Source organism: uncultured Winogradskyella sp. (genome assembly GCF_947501905.1).
Classification (GTDB): domain Bacteria; phylum Bacteroidota; class Bacteroidia; order Flavobacteriales; family Flavobacteriaceae; genus Winogradskyella.
The window spans coordinates 467,233-486,073 of record NZ_CANMXL010000003.1; the positions used below are offsets into that span (position 1 = coordinate 467,233).

The 18,841-nt window shown below is 32.1% G+C and carries 18 protein-coding genes and 1 tRNA gene; 12 read left to right on the forward strand and 7 right to left on the reverse strand.

All coding sequences use genetic code 11. The features are described from left to right. Positions 1 to 31: 31 nt before the first annotated feature. Positions 32 to 1,246 carry a 2-oxoglutarate dehydrogenase complex dihydrolipoyllysine-residue succinyltransferase gene (gene odhB / locus Q0770_RS08990; protein ID WP_299116144.1) on the forward strand — a complete coding sequence of 405 codons (1,215 nt, stop codon included), beginning with the start codon at positions 32 to 34 and terminating at the stop codon, positions 1,244 to 1,246. A 426-nt stretch (positions 1,247 to 1,672) separates the two neighbouring features. On the opposite strand, the gene Q0770_RS08995 is transcribed toward odhB, so the two are convergent. The 5 genes from Q0770_RS08995 to Q0770_RS09015 form a co-directional block, all read right to left on the reverse strand. Beyond that, complete coding sequence (locus Q0770_RS08995) at positions 1,673 to 2,110, reverse strand: TIGR02281 family clan AA aspartic protease (protein ID WP_370454716.1); 438 nt, start codon at positions 2,108 to 2,110, stop codon at positions 1,673 to 1,675. Beyond that, positions 2,100 to 4,688 carry a CHAT domain-containing protein gene (locus tag Q0770_RS09000; RefSeq protein ID WP_299116148.1) on the reverse strand — a complete coding sequence of 863 codons (2,589 nt, stop codon included), beginning with the start codon at positions 4,686 to 4,688 and terminating at the stop codon, positions 2,100 to 2,102. Before Q0770_RS09000 ends, Q0770_RS08995 begins: the two co-directional genes overlap by 11 nt. 17 nt (positions 4,689 to 4,705) lie before the next feature. After that, on the reverse strand, positions 4,706 to 6,667 hold the full coding sequence (locus Q0770_RS09005) for a PKD domain-containing protein (RefSeq protein ID WP_299116150.1): 1,962 nt from the start codon (positions 6,665 to 6,667) through the stop codon (positions 4,706 to 4,708). 76 nt (positions 6,668 to 6,743) lie between these two features. Then, positions 6,744 to 7,721, reverse strand: coding sequence for a hypothetical protein (locus Q0770_RS09010; RefSeq protein ID WP_299116151.1), 978 nt, complete (start codon positions 7,719 to 7,721; stop codon positions 6,744 to 6,746). Positions 7,722 to 7,793: 72 nt separating this feature from the next. Then, a complete protein-coding gene (locus tag Q0770_RS09015; protein WP_299116153.1) occupies positions 7,794 to 8,231 on the reverse strand; it encodes a hypothetical protein in 438 nt (145 codons plus the stop codon). A gap of 114 nt (positions 8,232 to 8,345) precedes the next feature. On the opposite strand from Q0770_RS09015, the gene Q0770_RS09020 reads away from it, so the two are divergent. From Q0770_RS09020 to Q0770_RS09065, 10 genes are all read left to right on the forward strand, one after another. Then, positions 8,346 to 8,927, forward strand: a complete 582-nt coding sequence (locus tag Q0770_RS09020; RefSeq protein WP_299116155.1) for an RNA polymerase sigma factor — start codon at positions 8,346 to 8,348, stop codon at positions 8,925 to 8,927. Next, on the forward strand, positions 8,927 to 9,673 hold the full coding sequence (locus Q0770_RS09025) for a tol-pal system YbgF family protein (protein ID WP_299116157.1): 747 nt from the start codon (positions 8,927 to 8,929) through the stop codon (positions 9,671 to 9,673). The genes Q0770_RS09020 and Q0770_RS09025 overlap by 1 nt, the downstream gene beginning before the upstream one ends. Before the next feature lie 21 nt (positions 9,674 to 9,694). Beyond that, complete coding sequence (locus Q0770_RS09030; RefSeq protein WP_299116159.1) at positions 9,695 to 10,462, forward strand: TatD family hydrolase; 768 nt, start codon at positions 9,695 to 9,697, stop codon at positions 10,460 to 10,462. A 1-nt stretch (position 10,463) separates the two neighbouring features. Then, positions 10,464 to 11,489 carry an asparaginase gene (locus tag Q0770_RS09035; protein ID WP_299116160.1) on the forward strand — a complete coding sequence of 342 codons (1,026 nt, stop codon included), beginning with the start codon at positions 10,464 to 10,466 and terminating at the stop codon, positions 11,487 to 11,489. Between the two features lie 71 nt (positions 11,490 to 11,560). Further along, positions 11,561 to 11,648: transfer RNA gene (locus Q0770_RS09040), tRNA-Ser, on the forward strand. 76 nt (positions 11,649 to 11,724) lie between these two features. Beyond that, the gene (locus tag Q0770_RS09045) at positions 11,725 to 12,498 is read left to right on the forward strand and encodes a MotA/TolQ/ExbB proton channel family protein (protein WP_188372922.1); all 774 of its coding nucleotides are present in this window, start codon (positions 11,725 to 11,727) and stop codon (positions 12,496 to 12,498) included. A 9-nt stretch (positions 12,499 to 12,507) separates the two neighbouring features. After that, positions 12,508 to 12,945: a hypothetical protein gene (locus Q0770_RS09050; protein ID WP_299116163.1), complete on the forward strand. Its 438-nt coding sequence runs from the start codon at positions 12,508 to 12,510 to the stop codon at positions 12,943 to 12,945. A gap of 6 nt (positions 12,946 to 12,951) precedes the next feature. Beyond that, positions 12,952 to 13,566 carry a biopolymer transporter ExbD gene (locus Q0770_RS09055; RefSeq protein ID WP_299116165.1) on the forward strand — a complete coding sequence of 205 codons (615 nt, stop codon included), beginning with the start codon at positions 12,952 to 12,954 and terminating at the stop codon, positions 13,564 to 13,566. Positions 13,567 to 13,571: 5 nt separating this feature from the next. Then, positions 13,572 to 14,036, forward strand: a complete 465-nt coding sequence (locus Q0770_RS09060; protein WP_299116167.1) for a biopolymer transporter ExbD — start codon at positions 13,572 to 13,574, stop codon at positions 14,034 to 14,036. Between the two features lie 90 nt (positions 14,037 to 14,126). Next, a complete protein-coding gene (locus tag Q0770_RS09065; RefSeq protein ID WP_299116169.1) occupies positions 14,127 to 14,819 on the forward strand; it encodes a porin family protein in 693 nt (230 codons plus the stop codon). Here Q0770_RS09065 and Q0770_RS09070 read toward each other — a convergent pair. Beyond that, a complete protein-coding gene (locus tag Q0770_RS09070; RefSeq protein WP_299116469.1) occupies positions 14,814 to 15,371 on the reverse strand; it encodes a hypothetical protein in 558 nt (185 codons plus the stop codon). The two genes, Q0770_RS09065 and Q0770_RS09070, sit on opposite strands and share 6 nt — an antisense overlap. A gap of 102 nt (positions 15,372 to 15,473) precedes the next feature. Here Q0770_RS09070 and Q0770_RS09075 point away from each other — a divergent pair, with 102 nt between their 5' ends. Further along, positions 15,474 to 17,369 carry a hypothetical protein gene (locus Q0770_RS09075; RefSeq protein ID WP_299116170.1) on the forward strand — a complete coding sequence of 632 codons (1,896 nt, stop codon included), beginning with the start codon at positions 15,474 to 15,476 and terminating at the stop codon, positions 17,367 to 17,369. Here Q0770_RS09075 and rpoN read toward each other — a convergent pair. After that, the gene (rpoN, locus tag Q0770_RS09080; RefSeq protein ID WP_299116172.1) at positions 17,366 to 18,829 is read right to left on the reverse strand and encodes an RNA polymerase factor sigma-54; all 1,464 of its coding nucleotides are present in this window, start codon (positions 18,827 to 18,829) and stop codon (positions 17,366 to 17,368) included. The two genes, Q0770_RS09075 and rpoN, sit on opposite strands and share 4 nt — an antisense overlap. Positions 18,830 to 18,841: the final 12 nt, after the last annotated feature.

The window sequence follows — 18,841 nt, forward strand, 5'->3', positions numbered from 1 at the left end:
TCAAATCAGAGCTTAAATAAATAAAAGAACGATGATTTTAGAAATGAAAGTGCCTTCACCAGGCGAATCAATTACTGAAGTAGAAATAGCAGAATGGTTAGTTGAAGATGGCGATTATGTAGAAAAAGACCAAGCCATTGCTGAGGTAGATAGTGACAAAGCAACATTAGAACTACCAGCGGAAGTAAGCGGAACAATTACGCTAAAAGCAGAAGAAGGTGATGCTGTTGAAGTTGGTGCTGTAGTGTGTTTAATAGACACTAGTGCTGCAAAACCTGAAGGGAGCTCTGATGAAACTCTAAAAGAAGAGAAGAAAGAAGCTGCAACTAAAAAAGAAGCGTCAAAACCAGCAGAGGAATCTAAAACTTACGCTACAGGAACACCAAGTCCTGCAGCTAAGAAAATATTAGACGAAAAAGGCATTGATGCTAAATCTGTATCAGGAACTGGACGTGATGGACGTATAACTAAAGATGATGCTGTTAATGCTGTACCGTCAATGGGTACACCATCAGGAGGAAATCGTGGAACATCACGAAGTAAGATGTCAATGTTACGTCGTAAGGTTGCTGAGCGTTTAGTAGAGGCAAAGAATACTACAGCTATGTTAACTACGTTTAACGAAGTTGATATGTCACCCATATTCGATTTGCGTAAACAATACAAAGAAGATTTTAAAGCTAAGCATGGTGTAAGTCTTGGGTTTATGAGTTTCTTTAGTTTGGCTGTTGTTAGAGCATTGCAATTATATCCAGCGGTTAACTCTATGATAGATGGCAAAGAAATGTTATCGTACGATTTTGTAGATATTAGTATTGCAGTTTCTGGGCCAAAAGGATTAATGGTACCAGTTATAAGAAATGCTGAAAACTTATCTTTCAGAGGTGTAGAGTCAGAAGTAAAACGATTAGCATTAAGAGCTAGAGATGGAAAAATCACTGTGGATGAAATGACAGGTGGAACCTTCACCATTTCTAATGGTGGTGTTTTTGGTAGTATGTTATCTACACCAATTATTAACCCTCCTCAAAGTGGAATTTTAGGGATGCACAATATTGTTGAACGACCTGTAGCTATAGATGGCAAAGTAGAGATTAGACCAATAATGTTTGTTGCGTTGTCTTACGATCATAGAATTATTGACGGTAAAGAATCCGTAGGGTTCTTAGTTGCGGTAAAAGAAGCACTAGAAAATCCTATAGAATTATTAATGGATAATAATATTAAGAAGGCACTGGAGTTATAAACTCAATAATCATATTAAAAAGTAAAAGCGCAATTCCCCCAAATTGCGCTTTTGTTTTTAGATACCCTTATACCTAAAGCTAACTAAACTAAAATTAACTAAAAAAAATAACAGAGATATTAGCTGTAATTATAGCAACAGTACTTACAATTAGAAGTAACACAAATATTTTACTGTTATTGTTTTTCATACTAATTAATAGTCTCTCTGTAAAACTATAAATTGCTTTAATTGTTAGCTAAGGTAAATTTCCGAATAATTTTTCAAATATTTATACGTAGAAATACGTGCTTTTTATTTTTTTTAAAATTTGTAAAAAATTGAAAGTCAAATGTTTACGAAAAAACAGATTTTTTTGTGCAAAAAAATCCTTCTTATTTGTCAAAAAACCAATTTTAGAATTGTAGAGATTAAAATGAAGAGTTATTAAAGTTTTAGGTAAAGGTATTTTTTATCATAGTCAATGATGCCTTTCCCTTTTTTTAGAATATCAGCACCTATGATTCCATCAACTTTATCAGCATTATGGTTTACCAAACCTTCATTAACATGAGTAAGATTAAATAGAACTAAAGCAATGCGTTGCTTTTTCCATTTACCAATTTTTACTGTATTAGATTTTGAGAGTTTTGTATCCATGCCAGAAGCTCCAGCACCAACGGCTTTTATTTCAGAATCTACAACTTTAAGATTAAACTGTTCAATAGCTTCAAAGCCAACACAACTACTTGATGCGCCAGTATCTAAAATAAATCGCCCTTTTACACCATTAATTGTTGCTCTAATTTCAAAATGATTGGTTTTTGTGAGCTTCAGTTTTATTTTAGAATAGCCTTTTGACGTCAAAAAATCTTTAAGTGTCATTTGCATTTTTGTAGTTGTATTTAAAAATCAAAAATACAATTATTAGTAATGCTAATAAACCAAGACTCCATAAAAAAACTATTGATTCTGAGGATTTTAACTCTTGAGAATCACCATAATAAGTAAAAGCTCCCCAATAATAAGGTGATTTTTTGGCATTGCTAATAGTGTTGTTGTTTAGGTAGTCAATCTTTGATTGTGTATTTGAAAATACTGCAGACTTTCCATTACCATAATACTTATAAAAAGAAGACATAATCTCTGAAGTACTTAAATCATTAATTTGCCATAAAGAAAATAATATGTTTTTTGCACCAGCATATTGAAATCCACTTGCAATACTCATAGATCCCTCACCTTTTACTAGTTTTCCAATACCAGTTTCGCAAGCACTTAGTACCACTAAGTTGGGGTTAAGATTAAGATTATAGAGTTCGGTTAATGATAAAGCACTATCTGAAAAAGAAATTGTTGCAGGGTTCACAAAATCACCAGAAGTTGCGTGTGTTGATAAATGTAAAATAGAATAGTCATTAGCTTTTTTTATAAAGCTTTCTTTTGTTGCTAGTTGGTGCATTAATAGTTTCGATGGGATTTGTGTTTCGATACTTTTTGCTTCTTTAATAGTATGCAACAGTTCTTGGTCAGAATCTTTAAAAACAGGGAAAACACCAAGTAATTTGTCTTCTAATCTTTCTTTTTTATCGTTTAAGTAAAATAGAAGACTAGAGTTATAAGCTAAAGATTGATTGTTAACCACAAAGGGCATTTTAGAGAAGGTAGTTGAGGTCGTTTTATTATATAAAAGTGTTTCAAAAGGAATAAAATTAATTAGTCCATCAGGAATTACTATAATATTAGATTGGTCTCTAACTGCGTTGAATTTTAATAGGTTATAAATAGAAAAGGCATTTTCTGTATAGGCTGTAACATCAGAATTTATCTTTGTTGCATCATTAAAATAGCTAATAAAATTTATGATGTCTTGAGTTGTATTTTGATTAATAGCTATTTTATTAAAGGCATAATTCTTTTCAGAAAACACAAATTGATATATCGCATTCTTACCATAAAAATATTCTACTATAGTTGTGTTCTCAGCTTTTAGTTTCTGATAGATGTTTTTTAGAGTTATAGACTTATTGTTTTCAATAGTGTAATTCTGTTTAATTGAGTCTTGCAGAGATTTAAGCTCATTGTTTATTTTTATTAATCGTAATCTTATACTGTCTTGCTCATTGATTGGACCCTTGTTCGCAGGTCTATTGAGAAGTCTATTAGTTAATTGTTTTTGTTCTTTTAGAAGTAAGTTTTCTTTTATAAGAGTAGAATCAGTATTCCCATATTTTCGAAGCCTATCTCTTCGTTGAGAGCTGTTTTTTAAAATTGAAACTTTATGCTGTTCGGCATAATTGATTGCTCGCTGTAAAAAAACAGAATCCCTTCCTTTAAGATATAGTTGATGCAAAATACTAATACATTTTTCACTTCTATTTCTGTTTGCACTAGCTTTAACTATAAAGCTTTCTTCACTGGAATTTTCATTATCTAATAAATTGGCAACATAAAAACCAAGGTTGTGATATGATAATTTTTTCTCAGGATTTGTCTCTAATTCTGCTAGTAAATCAAATACATCTAAAAACGTATTTTCTGGGTATAAATCATTTTCATTAAGCTGCTGTAAGTCTTTAAACTCAGGCAAAAGTATAGCAAGCGAGTTTTTTAATTCATTTAAAGCCTTATGGGGTTTGTTTAAAAGATAATGTAACTGTGCCTCTTCAAAACTAAGTTTGGCAAGCTCTCTTTTTGAAGTTAGTTTATTCTTTAGATGTTTGTTCTTTATTTGGTTAAAGTAACTATAAGCCTTTTTGTAGTCTTTTTTTTCTTTAACAAGTTGATAGTTTAACTCTAAAGTTTCAAGATTATCTCCAGAATTGAAAACAGTATCGCCATCTAGCAAAAGCTTATCTTGGTTGGTCCTCATTAAAAGAAGACTTCTTTGTTTTATAGAGTGAAGACGATGCAACTGTGATTTTGATATACCTTCGAATTCTAGAGTTTTATTAACTATCGATATAACACTTTCATGCTTGTTTAAAGATTGGTATAGCTTGGCAAGATTAATACTGCCTGAAATTTGTTGAGCTTTGTTGCCTTGCTGTTTTGCAACAGAGATATAATGCTTGGTAATGTTTTCAGCTTTGATGTAAGCATTGGTTTTATTATAGAGAATACCAAGCGGTATTAAACAATATTCAACAATATCATAACTGTAAATATTATTTTTTGTGTAGAGCTGATGGGCTTTTTCGTAAGCAGAAATTGCTTGTTTTAGATAATTATTCTCACTTAAGTAAAAGGCTTTATTTAGAATAAGATTGATGAATGCAAAGTACTCATCTTCTGTCCTTAATTGGGGTTCATAGGTTTTAATTTCAGAATTTAAAATTTGTAAGTTTTTGAGATTTGGTTCACTATAAAACTGTTCTGTTGAAGCATAAATACGCTCCTCTAAAGTTTGAGAAAAGCAAATCGAAAAGCTCGAAACAAAAAAAAGAACGAAGAGGTTTTTCATTTATACCTTAAAAGAATTTAGAACTTCCAAATACCATACAATTGAAGATAATTAAAATTATCCTTTAAGTTAAAAACATAACGTGCTCCAAAACTTGGACCAATCCGAGCAAATCCTCCAGTGACTTCTACTAAAAATCCAGTTCTAAGGTTTGTAAATGAATCTGAAAATTCAGAAGTAGAGTTAAGAGTTTCTACAATTGGTGCTTGTGGATTTGTGCCTTCAAAACGCTCTATTAAAAGAGATTCATCTCTTTTTTCACTAAGAGTTATCATAGTATTAAGACCAGCTCCTAAACCTATGTAGTTATTAATATTGTATCTCACTAAAATAGGAACTTCCCAATCTATATTCTGAAAACTAGACGAAGCTGTAGTACGTTGTAATTGTTGAAAACCTTGTGCTCCTCCAATAATCTCTTCAGTAACTGAGGTGTCTGAATCATAATTATGGAAGCTATTTAAAAGCTCTACTTGCCAATACCATCGATAAGACTTGTATGGCGAGACTGTTGCGCCAACAAAGTAGCTTTTAGAATCAATTAAATCTGGAAAATAGTTATAACCCGCTTTTGCTCCAATCGATATACCTGGTAAAAATCGAGTTGTAGAGTAATTTGTAATTATGGGTTCGTTTTTATCAAAAATTATAGCCGTTCTACTTCTAGTTTTTTTCTTGTGAAAGTCTTTAGAAAATTTAATCTTATACCTTACAAAACCTTTGGTAGAATCATATTCTTTTACATTTTTTTGTTCACTTCCTGGTAAGTAAATGTTTTTAAATGTAAATACGGCTTGAGTATCAGTATATGTGGTGTCCAAGCAACTGTATTGCACATCTCTTTTGGGACAGATTTTTACTTTTGGATACATGTCAATAACCTCAATGGTTTGTTTATCTAGCATCTCGGGAATATCTGTTTCTAATCTAATTGTTCGTGCTGGACCTTCACCATTATTTTGAAACTTGATTTTATATTTAAGAGTTTTGTATCGTACAAATCTGTAATTCAAAAATGTGCCGTTACTTGACATTTTATTTGGATCATGAGATGTTACAATCTCCATTTCCATTTCTTTTACTGTATGGTTGCTATAGTTAGAGTCTGGAACAAAAACACCACGAACAGAAATTATAGCACTAGTATCTTTAAGCATTTCTGGTGTAGTTTTCATTGTAAAAAACACATTGCGTTCTTCTTTAGGCTCCATGTCTTTAAACTCTAAAACTTTAGATTTTTTGTAATATTCGTTTGCCTCTTTTAAAGTTAATGGTAAATCTGTTTTTTTAGTAGAATCCTGCTGTTTTATATGCAGACTTTTAATAGCATCTTCAGTTGAAGCAAGAAGTGTGCCGTCAAAACTATCTTTAGGAATGTTATAAACGATATCTTCATTAATTAGCTCTTCTTCGCCATAATGTGCTCGCATTTCAGTTAACTCAAAATTATCAGCTGCATATTTTTGCTCATTATAGAATAAGTAGAGTTTACCATTAGAAGCATAGTCATTTTCATTTTTATAACTCATTATTAAGACCATGTCTTGATTAGGTACAGGTTCTCTGTTACGCTGTAATGTAAAATCTTCAGACATTGAGGCTTGTGCTTGAAAGTTTTCAGCATCTTTAGGAATGTTTATTTTTTTAGGACGACTTACAGGAGGCTTACCAGTATCGTAATTATTAGTAACCCATAATTTTACTTCATAATCACCCTTATCTTTATAGACATGCTTAGGATTTTTTTCTTTGCTATAATTGCCATCACCCATCTCCCAATAATAAGTGTAAAATGCTTTAGGAGCACCAGCTATTTGTTCTAATGGCGGTGTTTCAGCATTTAATATAAGACTATCGCCTTTAACATTATAGTTTATGGAAGCTATCCGTGGTTTTATAGAATCTGTTGATGCACCTTGTTGCGGAAAGACCGATAAGAAACAAAAAAGAAAGCCAAAGACAAAAGCATTAGTTTTCATGTTATATTGAGTTGATTGCTCTTAAAGATAAAAAAAAGCGATGACTAAAAAAGTCATCGCTTTAACAGGTCAAGAATTAAGGTAGGGCATTTATGGCAGTTGTTAATTCAGCATCTGTTGCAGAAACTAAATTACCAGCGTTAAAAGTAATCTGATCATTAGCTGCTATTGTCACCGCTTGAATATGATATAACCACCCCCCGGTTTCATTTGGTGATGCAAAAATGATGTGGCACTCTAAACCAACAGGTATCTGTCCATAATGCTCACTGAATAATCCTGATCCAGTATCATAAGTATCTAGGTTTGCTAACCCTGTATCTTCACCATCGTATGAGATAAATACAGAACTGTTTGTATTATCATAACCAGCTGGAGGTGCAACTAGGATAGTTGTTTTTGGTCTTGGGTCATTATAAAAACGATCTACATTACTCCATCCAAAGTCATTAAAAAACGCATAATATTGTCCGCCTTCTGCAAAAACTTCACCACCCATTCCTTGAGGTCCACCTTCCATTTCGTCCCAAGTTAAGTTGTCATTTTCGTCAATTCTACCAGTCCAAAGTTCCATTGCTGGATCATCGCCACCAGTAAGATTAGATGGTATCTGTAACTCTATTGGGCAGTTTGTTTCTAAAGCAATTCCGTTTTGGAAAGCTTCTATTAAAAATTCTCCACCAGTTAAAAGCATTGCTTTATCTCCATTTGGTAATGTACCCATTGTGTTTCTGTTTGTTTTTAACATGTTTGCTTTGTCAAAAATTTCAGTTAGCTCTACATCTACTGCTCCAGTTACTGCGTTTCCGTTAAGTGTTAAACAGGCACCGTTAATACTAACACTAACACCACTAGCTGTTGTTAGGGTAGTTATTCCGTCTTCAACTGTAAGTTGAAAATCTTGTTTTAAAGCTTCACGAGCATTTTCTTTTAAAGTTTGAAATTGCTGTGCTGTTGGGGCAAAAAGGACATCACTATCATCTGAAGTTTCACAACTTGTGAATAAAATTGAGGTCATTAATAAGATTCCGAAAATTGATTTTAAAGTTTTCATAATTTCTAATGTTTATTGTGTTTTACATTTTTATATAAACAGGGTAACATAATTGTTACCCTGTTTTTGATTTTATTTTTCGCTTGTAATTATTTTATAGGTAATTATTTCGCCTTTTGCTACAAGAGCAATCATCTCTCTAGCATCACTCTCAGAAGAAGAATAACCTTTTGCATTACCATTTGTAGAGTCTACTTCCCAGTAATAAGTTCTGCTATTAGTATTTTTAGCTTCACTTTTTAATACATAATAACTAGTTATCTTTTTCTCAAGGATTGCTTCATTACGGCTAAAAAGCGCTATCATTTCTTTGGCTCCTTCAAGACTTGATGCAGTTCCTGAGCTTTTACCGGTTAAGGTTTTTACAGACCACTCATATATTGTAGTAATATTGTTTTCTGTAATTTCTGTTTCAACAATTGCAGGATTAGCAGTTGTTTTTAATGTTGTAGCATTTAAGTTTAAGAACGATAATACTACAGTACTGATAATTAAAATTGAATTTTTCATGATTTGTATTTTTATGAATTAATTTTCTTGTTACAACCTTATATCAGACTACTTGTAAAAATGTTACCCTGTTTCTTTAAAGTTTTTTTAAATTAGTAGAAAATACAAGGGCTGTTGGGCGAAAAAAAAATTCATGAAGACCAGAAATATATCACTGGATTGTTGCAAAACAACTCTTTTGTGATACAATCTATATATGATAAGTATGTGCCCAAAGTGGTTAATTATATTAAACAGAATAGTGGAAGTGCAGATGAAGCTCAAGATATTATTCAAGAGTCTATGATTACTATATATAATCAAGCCAGTCAAAAAAACTTACAACTCACTTGCCCGTTTGATGCCTACTTCTTCCTGCTTTGTAAACGTAAATGGTTAAACTATCTCAAAAAAAATTACAATAAAGAGGTAACAATTAATGAAGCTACTGTATCTATAGGTGACGATGTACAAGAATTAGCCTTTGAAACAGAACTTTTTGGTGAAAAACAAGCTTTGTTTGCTGAGATGTTTAAGAAGTTGGGCGATGCTTGTAAAGATTTACTTAAAGCAACTTTTAAAATAAAATCTATGGAAGAGGTTGCGGAAAGTCTAGGTGTAACTTATGCCTATGCCAGAAAAAAGAAATCTTTATGCATTGGGAAATTAACCGAAATGGTGCGCAAATCACCCAAATTTAACCAGCTTAAATTGTAATGAAGGAAGAAAATTACATAGCGTTTGAGAATTACATTTCTAAATCCTTATCGGATGAAGAGGTTTTAGCTTTTGAAGAAAAGTTAAGCTCAGATTCTGAATTTAAAAAAGACTTTGAAACCTATAAAGAACTAACAGAATTTTTAGAGTATAGTTATGATGAAGAGAAGGCTGCAAAAGAGTTTGAAGCTAATCTAAAAACCATATCTAATAACTATTTTGAAAAGCAAGAACATCAAGTTCAACCTTTAAAGAAATCAAGAACATTTAAGATTAGCCAACTAGCTATTGCAGCAACAGTTGTTGTGCTTTTAGGTCTATTTATCTTTAATAGATTTTCAGCGCCTGGCTATGAAGATTATTCAGAGCATGGTGTTATTAGTCTATCTGTAAGAGGAAATGTTGAAGATGTTGTTATTAAAGCTCAGAATGCATTTAATGAAAAAAACTACAAAGATGCCGAGGTCCATTTCTCTGAAATTTTAAAAACATATTCAGATAATGAGGAAGTAAAGCTGTACAAAGCTATTAGTCAAATTGAACAAGATAAGTTTGAAGAAGCTGAAGCTATTTTAAAGCAAATTGCTTCAGGTAAATCAGCCTATAAAAGTGAAGCACTTTGGTATGCTGCTTTAAGCAAACTAAAGCAAAAAGATAACAAGGCTTGTATTGAGCTTCTTAAAAGTCTATCTGAAGATACAATTCATTACGAAAAAGCTCAAAAATTAATTGATAAACTAGACTAAAAAGATGTGTATTTTTGCGCTATGATAATTACAGATACGCATACACATTTATATAGCGAAGCCTTTAACGAAGATAGACATCAGATGATACAACGCGCTATCAACTCAAATGTAAAACGCTTTTTTATTCCAGCCATTGATTCTAGTTACACCGAAGCGATGTATAAGCTAGAAGCTGAGTTTCCTAATGAGGTGTTTTTAATGATGGGTCTGCATCCTACATCTGTAAAAGAAAATTATAAAGAAGAGCTTAAACATGTAGAAGAGCAATTTAAAACAAGAAATTTCTATGCTGTTGGCGAAATAGGAATTGACTTATACTGGGATAAAAGTACTTTGCCAATACAGATTGAAGCATTTAGATATCAAATTAACTTAGCGAAACAATATAAGCTGCCTATTGTAATACATTGTCGGGAAGCCTTTGATGAAATTTTTGAAGTTTTAGAACAAGAAAAAAGTGATGATTTGTTTGGGATATTTCATTGTTTTACCGGAAATATAGATCAGGCCAAACAAGCCATTTCTTATAATATGAAGTTAGGAATAGGTGGTGTGGTGACGTTTAAAAACGGAAAAATAGATCAATTTATTAATCAAATAGACTTAAAGCATATTGTTCTTGAAACAGATTCGCCATATCTTGCACCTAAACCCTACAGAGGAAAACGTAACGAAAGTCAATATGTTATTAAAGTATTAGACAAGCTTTCAGAATTGTATGGTTTATCTACAGAAGAGATAGCTAATATTACAACAGAAAACTCTAAGGCAATTTTTGGGATATAAGATGAAAAAACAAAACATACTTTTAATATATACTGGCGGAACTATTGGTATGGTAAAAGATGTCAATACTGGCGCATTAAAGGCTTTTGATTTTAATAATCTTATACAAAGAATACCAGAACTACGATTGCTCGATTGTAATATAGAAACTATTTCTTTTGAAGAACCTATAGACTCCTCTAATATTAATCCAGAATATTGGTGTGTAATAGCAGACATAATTAAAGACAACTATAAAAACTTTGATGGCTTTGTAGTATTACATGGTAGTGATACGATGAGTTATTCTGCATCAGCTTTGAGTTTTATACTCGAAAACTTAGCAAAGCCAGTTATATTTACTGGATCTCAACTCCCAATAGGAGATTTACGAACAGATGCAAAAGAAAACCTAATTACATCTATTCAATTAGCAACACTTAATAATAATGGTATACCTATTATAAGAGAAGTAGGTTTGTATTTTGAATACAAATTATACAGAGGTAATCGCACAACAAAAATTAATGCGGAGCATTTTGAAGCTTTCGAGTCTCTGAATTATCCTAATTTGGCAGAATCTGGAGTAAATCTTAATGTCAACAAAGAGTATCTTTTAAAACCTAATGAAGGACTTTCGCTTAAGGTTAACAAAAAGCTAGATACTAATGTTGCGATACTTAAATTATTTCCAGGCATATCAAAACCAATATTAGAAGCTGTTTTAAGAAGTAAACTTATTAAAGGATTAGTTTTAGAAACTTATGGATCGGGTAATGCTACTACAGAAGCTTGGTTTATTGATTTGTTGAATGAAGCTGTTAAAAGAGGTATATATATTATTAATGTGACGCAATGTGCAGGCGGTAGTGTAAACATGGGACAGTACGAGACGAGCTCGCAGTTAAAAGAGATAGGTATTATTTCTGGAAAAGACTTAACGACAGAGGCTGCAATAACAAAGTTAATGTATCTCATAGGACAAGATATTAATTCTTTAGAGTTTCAAAGCATCTTTGAAACCTCACTACGTGGCGAAATGTCCTAAAATTAACGCCCATAATTTTAGTGTTTAAAGATTTTTTTGTTATTTGGCGTTCTGTAATTTTTAAGACTTACAGAGAGGTGGCCGAGTGGTCGAAGGCGCACGCCTGGAAAGTGTGTAAACGCCAAAAGCGTTTCGAGGGTTCGAATCCCTTCCTCTCTGCTGATGTTTTACTTAAATAGTTACATATTTTTTTTATCTTTAACACTTTAACTAATAAAAATTAAGATTCAAGACAATGAAAAGATTATTTTCTATCCTAGCCATTACATGTTTAATGGTTATTGGAACTGTTAATGCAAATGCAACAACAACAGTAGCAGCCGCAACAACAACTGTTGCAAATGTAGCCCAAGAAACAAATGAAGCAGCCGCTGAAGACTTAGGGTTTCATCAAGAATTAAAAAAGAGATTTATTGAAGGTGGTCCTGGGTTTATGGGAATCGTTTTATTATGTTTAATTCTTGGTTTAGCAATCGCTATTGAAAGAATTATCTTTTTAAATCTTTCTACTACAAATTCAAAGAAATTAACTCAAAATGTTGAGGATGCTTTGGCATCTGGTGGTATCGAAGCTGCTAAGGAAGTTTGTAGAAATACAAAAGGTCCTGTTGCATCTATATTCTACCAAGGTTTAGACAGAGCAGACGAAGATATTGATGCTGCTGAAAAAGCTGTTGTAGCTTACGGTGGTGTACAAATGGGACAATTAGAGAAAAACGTTTCTTGGATATCATTATTTATCGCACTTGCACCAATGTTAGGTTTCATGGGTACGGTAATTGGTATGATTCAAGCATTCGATAAAATTGAAGCAGCTGGTGATATGCAACCTTCTTTAGTAGCAGGTGGTATTAAAGTAGCACTTTTAACAACTGTATTTGGTCTTATTGTGGCTATTATACTTCAGATTTTTTACAACTACATTATCGCTAAGATTGATAGTATTGTAAACGATATGGAAGATTCTTCTATCACATTGATGGATTTATTAGTAAGACACAAAAAATAAGAAGTAGATATGCATAAAATATTAAAAATAGTAGCCGCCTTACTTGGGGTTCTTGGTATTGTTTTTCTTGTTAGAATTATTTCTGCAGGAGATGATGCAATCAAGAGCGGTGAGTCTGCAGGTTTAGTAGATCCTATGGCTTATGTAGCCTATGTGATTTTAGGATTAGTATTAGCATTTGTTGTATTCTTTGTAGTTAAAAATTTATTTACAAATACAGCAGGGCTTAAAAACACTTTAATAGGAGTTGGCGCTTTTGTAGCTGTACTTGTTATCGCTTATGTAGTTTCTGGAGGAGACTCTAGAGCTTATAAATTACAAGATGGTATTGCATCAGATGGTCAATCTCATATGGTAGGTGCAGGTTTAGTAGCTTTTTATATACTATTAGCTATTGCTGCAGTTTCAATGATTTTCTCTGGAGTAAAAAAAATATTAAGTAAATAGTAGATTATGGCAAAAAGAGCAGCACCAGAAGTTAACGCAGGTTCAATGGCTGACATTGCTTTCTTACTATTGATATTTTTCTTGGTTACTACAACTATAGAGAAAGATAAAGGTATTTTAAGAAGTTTGCCGCCTATTGATGATTCACAAACAGAGCCGCCAATTATTAAACAAAAAAACTTGTTTACTATTTTGGTAAATAGAGATGACCGTCTTTTGGTTGAGGAAGAAGAAATGAATATCAAAGATTTAAGACAGGCTGCAATAGACTTCTTAGATAACGGTGGAGATGTTAATGCAGAAGGTGAGTCATGTACATACTGTAGAGGTAAAAAAGACCCAGCTTCGTCAGATCATCCAGATAAAGCAATTATTACGCTAAAGCATGATCGTGAAACGAGTTATGGTAGATATATTGAAGTTCAAAATGAACTAGTAGCTGCCTATAACGAGTTGCGAGAAAGAGAAGCACAACGTATTTTTAACAGATCTTTCGCATCCATGCTAGAGGAGAAAGAAAAGAATCAGTTTAATAAAGACGAAAAGCTGAATGCTGATATTAAGAGAATAAAGGATATGTATCCTATGAAACTCTCAGAAGCAGAACCAGATAAAAGTTAATTAGTATGTCTAAGTTTAAGAAGAAAAAAGGTGGTGAATTACCGGCGATATCGACGGCATCTTTACCAGACATTGTATTTATGTTATTATTCTTTTTTATGGTAGCAACTGTAATGAGAGATAACTCTACAATGGTAGAAAACACTTTACCTATTGCAGATCAGATAGAGAAGCTTAAAAAAGACAGAACAATGTTTATTTATGCTGGAAAACCAAGTTCGCAATACAGTAATTTAGGTACTGAAGGGCGTATTCAAATTAATGATTCATTTGTTAATTTAGATGCCATTCAACCTGCTGTTTTCGAATATATAGCTACACTTCCTGAAGAATTAAAAGATAGAGTTGTGATAGCTTTAAAGGTAGATGAAAAAACAAATGCAGGTATTGTTTCAGATGTTAAGCAAGAGCTTAGAGAAGCAAATGCGCTTAAGATTATGTACATTACCGGTAAGAAAAAAGAAGAATAAATAAAATCTTAATTTTTTAAAAGCGTTATGGTTAATATCATAACGCTTTTTTTATATGCTATAATTATTGAAATTTAATAGCTTTACAGTATGAGATTATATTATTGTTTGTTATTGTTTTGTTTGTTAACCAATTTTTCTGGAGCGCAAGACAGTTTGTCTGTTGATATAGATGATAGATACCGTGAAGATCAGTTTTATGCTTCTATTACTTATAATCTATTATCAAATAACCCTAATGGTGTATCGCAGAGTGATTTTTCTACAGGTTTTCATTTTGGTTTTATAAGAGACATGCCAATCAATCAAAAGCGAAATTGGTCAATTGGTATAGGATTAGGGGTTTCTTCTAACTCATATAACCAGAACTTGATTATTACAGAAACATCAGAAAACGTTAATTTTTCTATTGATGATGGAAGTCTTGGAAATATTACTAAGAATAAATTTACAACCTATTTAATAGATGTCCCTTTTGAATTTCGATGGAGAACTTCGGACGCTGAGACGTATAAATTTTGGCGCATATATCCTGGATTTAAACTAAGTTATTTAGTATACAATTCTTCTAAATTAAAAAGTGATTTATTAAATACCAATATATCTAATATTGGTGCTTTTAATAAACTACAATATGGGCTTACCTTAAGTGCAGGATATGGCACATGGAATTTTCAAATCTATTATGGGCTTAACTCAATTTTTGATAATACAGCTCAATTAAACAGTCAATCTATTGATTCTAGAGCTGTTAAGGTTGGTATAATGTTCTATATACTATAGCCAAAGTTTAAGTAACAAAAGCTGAGGAATAAAGCCTGTTAGACTACCTATAATTAGTTCAGGATATGTATGCGCCTTTAAGTGCAAACGTGACGTTGCTATTGCACCTAGTAAAATCATCATAAGCGCTATAGAACCATTAATGTTTATATGAAAATGAATACTCAATGCTATGGCAAACATAAAGAAACCAGAAGCAGCTAACATATGTATACTGGCTTTTATTTTAAAAACTGCAAGAAAAAAACAGATTAGAGTCGATAATAATATACCTACAAAAAAATAGTACAATTCTTCAATTTCGGTTTGAGTAAAAACACGAGTAATCACCAAGGCGATAATTACAGAATTGATTAATAATGGTAACTTTCTTTCGTCAGTAGATTTAAGGTAAATACTGTCTATTTTATTTAAAGTTTTTAATAAATAGTAGACCAATACAGGCAGAATAATAGTAAGCAGAACTGTAGAAAAAATCTTGGCTTGGCTAACAGGTTCTGGGATAAACCTTGGCGTTTTAGAAAAGTAAAATAAAACACCCAATAGGGGCATTATCAACGGGTGAAAAATGTACGATATACTTTTTAAGATAAAATCCATAGCTGTCAAACAAAAGTAATTTATTAATTTTCAAATTCAGAAAAATATTAAAAAATGAAACTGAAATATTTAATTTTCATAATCTCATTAGTCTTAACTGTAAATGTCTCTTTTTCTCAAGATGAGAATTTCAGAATAGTATTTCCGCAAACGGAAGCCGAAAGAAATAAAGCATGTTCTAATTGTTTTAATGTGTTTCGTCAAAAAACAAAGGAGGTAAGATTTTCTATTCAGAACGAAAATGGAAATTTATACTTTCAGACTAATGACAGAAAGTGGTTTAATCTACTTTTTAAAAGCCCAACTGACGGTTTAGCGCTTGATGTTGTAGCAAAAGATATTTATAACTGCTCAGTAACATCTATAGAGAATAAGCAAATAAATGGTAAGCTACTTAAACCAGTATACGCAAAGCGTCTAAAAAGTGGGTTGCAGTCTATTGGAAAAGATATGTTTAGAGTTTTGGTGGGTAAAATACCTGCTGAATTAAAAGGAAAAGAGCTAGAATACAATATTCTTTTTCTTGGAAATAAAACGCTTTGCCGATATCAAATTATATACAATCTTAAAGCATACCAATGGGGTTTGCTAGATATGGGTATGTATTTAGATTCTGTAAACTTTAAAAATCAAAAATTGGTGAGTCAAGGCGAAGAAAATGTTAAGATTAGATATAAAACTCTAAAGTTTAAAATTCCTTTTGAGAAAAATAAGTCTATCTATTCTCCAGAAGATATAAAACCTGTTTACGATTCGTTAAACCTAACAGATTTTAATATTAAAACCATAAATATAAAGGCTTATTCCTCAGTTGAAGGAAGCTTAGAGCGTAACATAGAATTACAAGAAGGACGAGCAAATAGTATTGCAAAAGCGATACAGACTTATCAGAAGCCTACTATAAAAAACACGATTTCATCTTCAGAAAATTGGGTTGAATTTTTGAATGATATTGAAGGTACCAAATACGAAAACCTAAAAGCATTAAGTAAAGCGCAAATAAAGAAGAAGTTAGTGGGTGCATTTTCTACTGAGATGGAACCGTATTTGAAAAATCACCGTAAGGCATTAATCACTTTAGAGCTTGAGAAAAAGGATAGGTACAAAACAATGCCTGTAACGCAGTTGGTAAGTTTATTTAATCAATCCATAAAAGAGGACAAATTAGATGAGGCAAATACTATTCAGAATTCTGTATTTGAAAAATTGAAGAATAGTGAGGTTTCTCCTGATATTTTGAAGCAATTAGAAGTGCCAATGCAGCTTAAATTCATCAATATATTAAATAAGAACAGCGCTATTAAATATCGGTTAGATGAAAGGCAGATAGTTATTGTTAGGAATGAACTAGAACAATTAAAAAAGTTGGACCCTAAAAATGCTAGAATTAGATACAATCTTGCTGCGATAAAATTCAAAATATGGCGCTATAATATTGAGAAAGTAAATCCTTCACTGTTTAAAGATGAAATTTTTAATCTTGAAAAATATAAAATTTCAAAAGCCTTGATTAATAGAATGATGATTAATTATCATATTATTCAAAGTGAAAATTTTAATAGAAAAAGAGATTACTCTAACAAAGACAAATCGGTTAATTATATAAAATCGATATATGAGAAAATACCGCTATCAGATTTTGATTATTTCAGCTTAGCTCAATTTTTATCATACTATGCCAATGTTGAAGCTGCAGCAAAATTGTTATCTGATAAAGCAAGACAAATTGATGTAGATGAAGATTTATTATTCTACTATCTCAATCTTACATTAATAAATAAGGAATTAACCAAGACAGATGAATATCGCGCCATAATGCTTAATGCTGTGAATTTAAATAAAGATAGGTATTGCAAACTATTTAATACACCAGAAAAAGATGGTGTAACTTTTCAATTACTAAAAGATGATTATCTAAGAAAGAGCTATTGCGAAAATTGTAATAACTAAATCTTTTTACGTAATCGCGCCACAGGAATATCTAATTGCTCACGATATTTTGCAACAGTACGTCTAGCTATTGGATAGCCTTTTTCTTTTAATATACCTGCAAGCTTATCGTCAGTCAGAGGTTTCTTTTTATCCTCTTCTTCGATAACGGTTTCTAGAATTTTTTTAATCTCACGAGTAGACACTTCTTCTCCTTGGTCATTGGTCATAGATTCAGAGAAGAATTCTTTAATGAGTTTTGTGCCGTAAGGGGTATCTACATATTTACTATTTGCAACACGAGATACTGTAGAAACATCCATTTCTATCTCATCGGCAATATCTTTAAGAATCATTGGTTTAAGCATGCGCTCATCTCCAGATAAAAAATACTCTTTTTGGTAATGCATTATAGAGCTCATCGTGACAAAAAGCGTTTGCTGACGCTGTTTTACAGCTTCAATAAACCATTTTGCTGCATCAAGTTTTTGCTTAATAAACATAACAGCATCTTTCTGAGACTTTGATTTCTCTTTAGACTCTTTATAACCTTTTAGCATATTGTTGTACGTACGCGAAACATGTAATTCTGGTGCATTACGACCATTGAGTGTTAGTTCTAATTTGCCATCTATTATTTTAATAGCAAAGTCAGGAACAACATGCTCAACCATTCTATTGCTTCCAGAATACGAGCCACCTGGTTTAGGGTTAAGACCTTCAATTTCCTCAATAGCTGCTTTAAGCTCGTCTTCTGTTATACTAAATTTTTGAAGTAATTTTTTGTAATGCTTCTTTGTAAATTGCTCAAATGCTTTGTCTATGATTTTTGTCGCCAATTCTACATCTGGATGTTGCTCCTTTCTGTTTAATTGAATACTCAAACACTCTTGTAGATTACGAGCACCAACACCAGCCGGATCTAGCTGATGCACTATTGCTAATACTTTTTCAACATCTTCTTCTGTAGTGTAAACATTTTGAGTAAAAGCTAAATCGTCTGTAATATCAGATAAAGATCTACGGATGTAACCACTCTCATCAACACTTCCTACCAGAAACTGTGCAATCTCATATTCTTGCTCATTAAGTCTAAATGTATTAAGCTGATTTGTTAGATGTTGAGTAAAAGAAGTTCCTGAAGCGTATGGTATAGATTTTTCGTCATCATCCGCACTATAATTATTGGCGTGAGTTCTATAATCTGGAATTTCGTCATCACTCAAATACTCATCTACATTAATATCTCCAGCATCAATAGTATCATTGTCGTTATAATCGTCTTGAGAGTTATCAAATTCATCAAATTCGTTATCCTTTGCGTCGCTTTCCTTTCCAGTATCTAAAGCTGGATTTTCTTCCAGTTCTTGCTTGAGTCGTTGTTCAAAAGCTTGAGTTGGCAGCTGAATCAACTTCATGAGTTGTATTTGCTGCGGTGAGAGCTTCTGTGATAACTTAAATTGTAAATACTGTTTTAGCATTTGTTGGTTTCG